Source organism: Orenia sp. (genome assembly GCF_055140805.1).
The window spans coordinates 1-5,131 of record NZ_JBSQYM010000180.1 but is presented as its reverse complement, the minus strand read 5'-3'; the positions used below and the strand labels follow the sequence as shown (position 1 = coordinate 5,131).

Here is a 5,131-nt window from a genome sequence, read left to right as displayed (position 1 = left end):
CTTTTTTAAGCCAAGATGATATTGATACTAAAATATTTAAAGAACATAAGGTTTTACACTTTGGTTCTATCTCTTTAATCCATGAGCCAGCTCGTAGTGCTACTGAATATGCTGTGCAACAGGCTAAAGAGAATGGAATGTTAATCTCATATGATCCTAACTTAAGATTAAACCTTTGGCCTGATGCCAAGAGTGCCAAAGCAGGTATTGTTTCTATGTTGGATAAGGCTGATCTTCTTAAGATTTCTGATGAAGAGCTAGAGTTTATTACTGGAGAAAATGATGTAGAAGCTGGAGTTAAGCAATTAAAAGAAAAGTATGAGATAGCTTTGATTTATGTTACCTTTGGTAGTAAAGGATCTTATTATTATTACAATAATGAGTTAGAGTTTGTACCTGCTATTAAAGTTGAGACTGTTGATACTACAGGAGCAGGAGATGCTTTTGTTTCAGGAATTTTATATAACTTAAATGAAACAGATCAAGAGATAAATCAATTAAACAAGGAATTTTTAGATACTACTACTAGATTTGCTAGTATTTCTGGGGCATTAGCAGCTTCACAAAAAGGTGCTATGTCGGCTTTACCTACATTACAGCAAGTTCAAGAGATAGTTAAGTTGAGGTGATTTTAGTTATTGGTTTCCAATACAATGTGTAAATTTAAAATTAAATTTTATTATAAATTGGTTAAAAAGCTTAAGTCTAGGTAGAAAAAGCTGAAGAGATGTTGTGATTTCACAACATCTCTTCAGCTTTTTCTCATTAATCTCTAAAGACTTACTTTTCCATCTTCAACAAGCTTATTGAAGATTGCTTTAAACTTATGCTCTGAATTTAATATTTTCTGGGAAGCAATTATATTTTTTTTAATCATCTGCTTACTCTCCTTTAAGTAAAATGATTTATATGCATATCCATTATAACCGTATTTTTCCTTCAAGTGTTTATAGATGTTCTGATAAACCTCTTCAAAGGTTAATTCTGGACTATAATAATTAGTGTGTTCCCAAGCTCTTATAATCATCTCTTTGATTTCTAAACCATCCATTCTATCAGCATCAGCAATAATCTGACCATAAATAGAGAGGGGTTCTTCTTTTAAAGATGCCCGATGGTCATGGCAAGCTTGAGCTATCACCTTAATATCTTCTGCATTAAATAGTTCTTTTAACCTACTATCTTGCTCAGTTAAAATCTGTGAATATTTATGATGATATTTACGACTTTTAATAGGTTCATTGGGATAGTATCCTAATCCTATATCATGATAAGCTGCTGCAACATAGGTTATAGCTAAATTGGCTTTAAATAGACAGGCTAAGTGAAGAGATTGTTTGATTACTGTATTGACATGCCTTCTACTGTGGGCTTTATCAAAGTTATCGTATAGAGGTATTATATTTTTGTTAATATGATCTATTAAATTTACATTAATTATATCTATCAAATTAGAATACATAAATTGAACCTCTTCTCTAAGTTATTATCTTTTTTTATTCTATCATCTATATAGAAGATGTCAACTGCTAGATTATATACCCTTAAATTTTGGACTGGGCAAGTTATTGTATTATTTATTCTTTTTCCTTTGATTAGTATGATTTGTGTTAATTCTTTAAGAAAAATATTAGTTTAAGTTATATAGATTGGTACTCAAATTCAATTTTGCTATACAATATGAAAAATATCTTAATCAAGAGATGAAGGATAAATATTGCTTTTATAGAAATACAGAGATAACTAAGTCAAAAAATTTAAAATTATTAATGGGGGTTAAAGAGGAGGTTATGGGACGTGAAAAATTTAAAATTACTAATTTTATGTATAATGCTTTTAATATTGCTTATAACTAGTAAGCAAATAATGGCTATGAGTAGTGAACCTCAAGTGGTAGAGCCAGAAGAGTATAGGGTTACATTTAAGGTGATTCCACCAGAGAATACTCCAGTGGATGCTAGTATCTATATGTCTGGTAGTCATAACAAGTGGCCAGCTGAGAAGGGGACTCTTCTTACTAAGAATGATGATTGGACTTATAGTGTAACTCTATCTAGACCTGTTGGAACAGTAATGGAATTTAAGTTTACTAGGGGTAGTTGGGATTCAGTAGAGAAAGGAAATAATGGTGAAGAGATAGCAAATAGAGTATATACTTTTGATGAAGGTAATCAGGTTGTAGAGTTAAAGATTCAGCGTTGGGCTGATATTAAGAAGTCTGTAGAGAATGTGCCAACTATTTCTGATGTACAAAATAGTACAATTACAGGAAATATTGATGTTATTGAAGATTTTTATATGCCACAGTTAGATAAAAAGGTGAAAATTTCGGTCTATCTACCACCAGATTATAAGAGGGAAAATAAGAGATATCCTGTTTTATATATGCAGGATGGTCAAAATCTTTTTGATAATATAATAGCAGATGATTTGGAGTGGAAAGTTGATGAAACTTTAGAGAGGTTATATAGCCAGCAGAAGACAGAAGGGGTTATTGTTGTAGGTGTAGAACATAAGGATGATAAAGATAACAGTGAATACTCTCCATGGATAGAAAAACCTTATATTAAATCTGCTAATGGTGATAAGTATTTAGACTTTATAGTTAATGAGTTGAAACCTTATATTGATGCAAATTATCCTACATTAACTCAAAGAGATTATACAGGAATTGCTGGTAGTGATATGGGTGGGCTGATTGCTCTTTATGGAGGGCTTAAATATCAAAATATCTTTTCTAAAATTGGAGCCCTCTCTCCGGCACTTTGGGTAGCTGATGGCAAGATTTATGATTTTGTGCTTGGTGTTGGTAAAGAGAAGGAGATGAATATCTATATCTATACTGGTGGAAAAGAGTTGGGAAGGGCTCAACTTGATAAGCAGGCTGTTAACAATGCCAATTATATGGCAGATTTATTACAAGAGGTAGGGTTTAGCCCTAAAGAAATTAAATTAACTATTGATAATTCTGGGATTCATAATGAGAGTTATTGGTCAAAATATTTCCCAGAAGCCTTATTATGGTTATATAGATAAATAACTTTTAATCAGTGTCAAAAAAGCATTTTAAGAATCTAAATTTTTTTCGTGTTATATATATTAAAATCAATTTTATATAATCATCTAATACCTGACCAGTTATAATTGGTCAGGTGTTTTTGATTTTATGTTAATTATTCTATTTTACCTTTTTTTAAAGAGGCTAAGATTCCGATTAAGAGAGTTATAAGAGAAGTGATACTAGTAGTTATGACATTGATAGTATAATTACTTAAATCAACCTCTTGTTGATAGGTGTAATAAGTATGAAAAAAGGAGTTCTTGAAAGTGTCGTAATATCTCTAAATTGTATCATTTTGATACTAAAACAACCTGCTATATTTGTTTTAGGTAAAATTGTGAAATATTATGAATAAATATAAAATCATTTGAATAAAACTAAAAATTATGGTATGATGAAAAAAATAATTTTGAGAAGAGAGGAGTAAGTAGATGATAGACATACAGACGTTAGTAACTTTTATAATTTACTTTATTTTTTTAATGGGAGTAGGTATTTATTTTTATAAGAAAACTACAAATATTGAGGATTATTTACTTGGTGGAAGAGGAATGGGTAGTTGGGTAACAGCTTTATCTGCTCAAGCTAGTGATATGAGTGGATGGTTATTGATGGGATTACCAGGAGCAGTTTATTTAGGAGGAGGTAAGGAGTCTTGGATTGCTATTGGGCTATTTATTGGCACAGTATTAAATTGGAAGTTTGTGGCACCTAGGTTGAGAGTTTATACAGCTAAGACCAATTCGATGACCCTAGCCTCATTTTTTGAAGACAGATTTCAAGACCCAACAGGATTGTTAAGAATTATTTCTGCAATTATTACTTTGATATTCTTTACAATTTATTCTTCTTCAGGCTTGGTAGCAGCAGGAAAGTTATTTGAATCCATGTTCAGTATTAACTATACAGTAGCTGTAGTGGTTGGAGCTATAGTAATCGTGCTTTATACTTTTTTGGGAGGTTTTTTAGCAGTATGTTGGACAGATTTATTTCAAGGAATCTTGATGTTTTTGGCTATTACTATAGTACCAATTTTAGCTTATAATCATGTTGGTGGTATGGAAGCGATCAATCAAGCAATGCTAGCAAAGAAGATATCTTTAAGTCTGATCCCTGAACATAGCTTACCGTTGATGGTGGTTATTTCCACTATGGCATGGGGGCTGGGATATTTTGGTCAACCACATATTCTGGCTAGATTTATGAGTATTAAATCTATTAAAAAGTTACCAGAAGCGATGACTATTGCTGTTGTTTGGGTACTTATCTCTTTAGGAGGTGCAGTTATTGTAGGGTTAATCTCTATTCCTATGTTCCCAGAGATTGTTGATTCTGAACGTGTATTTATAGAGATGATTACTGAAATATTCAACCCGTGGATTGGTGGAGTATTACTAGCAGCTATTCTATCAGCTATTATGTCTACGATTGATTCACAACTATTAGTTTCATCTTCAACATTAACAGAGGATTTTTATGATAAGATTATTAATAAAGATGCTAGTGAAGCTGAATTGATGCATGTAGGAAGAATCTGTGTATTGATTATCTCTGTGATAGCTTTATTTTTAGCTTTAAATCCAAACAATACAGTACTGGGGCTTGTTTCTTATGCTTGGGGAGGATTTGGTGCAGCCTTTGGACCAGTAGTTTTAGCTGCATTATTTTCAAAAAAGACCAGCTGGAAGAGTGTTCTAGCAGGAATGATTATAGGAACTATAGTTTTAGTTGTCTGGAAGCAGGCTGGTTTGGGCACTAGGATGTATGAGATAGTGCCAGGATTTATTGCTAATGCTGTGACAATTATCATAATGAATTTCTTTTTTGCAGAAGATAATCAGGATATCTTAGATGAGTTTGATCAGGTAGTAGAGGTTATAAAAGAATGATATCTACTAGAGGATGGAATAGAAGTATAAAAAACTATAAATTGGGTTTTGAATAAAAAAGTTAACTATAGGTGTCCAACTTTAGAATGAAACAATAGAGAGATATTACGACACCTTAGGAATCGGGAATCGGTTATCAGGAATCTGTAGAACATACTGATTCCAGGTTCCTGATTCCTGA

General features: G+C 32.0%; 4 protein-coding genes. 3 read left to right on the top strand and 1 reads right to left on the bottom strand.

Going from position 1 to position 5,131, the window contains the following annotated elements:
• A partial coding sequence (locus tag ACTCDL_RS13860; RefSeq protein WP_463178047.1) for a carbohydrate kinase family protein occupies positions 1-629 on the top strand: 629 nt, incomplete at its 5' end.
• A 143-nt stretch (positions 630-772) separates the two neighbouring features.
• Here the strand turns inward: ACTCDL_RS13860 and ACTCDL_RS13855 are convergent.
• A complete protein-coding gene (locus tag ACTCDL_RS13855) occupies positions 773-1,462 on the bottom strand; it encodes an HD domain-containing protein (protein WP_463178045.1) in 690 nt (229 codons plus the stop codon).
• 335 nt (positions 1,463-1,797) lie between these two features.
• Here ACTCDL_RS13855 and ACTCDL_RS13850 point away from each other — a divergent pair, with 335 nt between their 5' ends.
• Both ACTCDL_RS13850 and putP read left to right on the top strand, forming a co-directional pair.
• A complete protein-coding gene (locus ACTCDL_RS13850; RefSeq protein WP_463178043.1) occupies positions 1,798-3,036 on the top strand; it encodes an alpha/beta hydrolase-fold protein in 1,239 nt (412 codons plus the stop codon).
• Positions 3,037-3,492: 456 nt separating this feature from the next.
• On the top strand, positions 3,493-4,950 hold the full coding sequence (gene putP, locus ACTCDL_RS13845; protein WP_463178040.1) for a sodium/proline symporter PutP: 1,458 nt from the start codon (positions 3,493-3,495) through the stop codon (positions 4,948-4,950).
• Positions 4,951-5,131 lie beyond the last annotated feature (181 nt).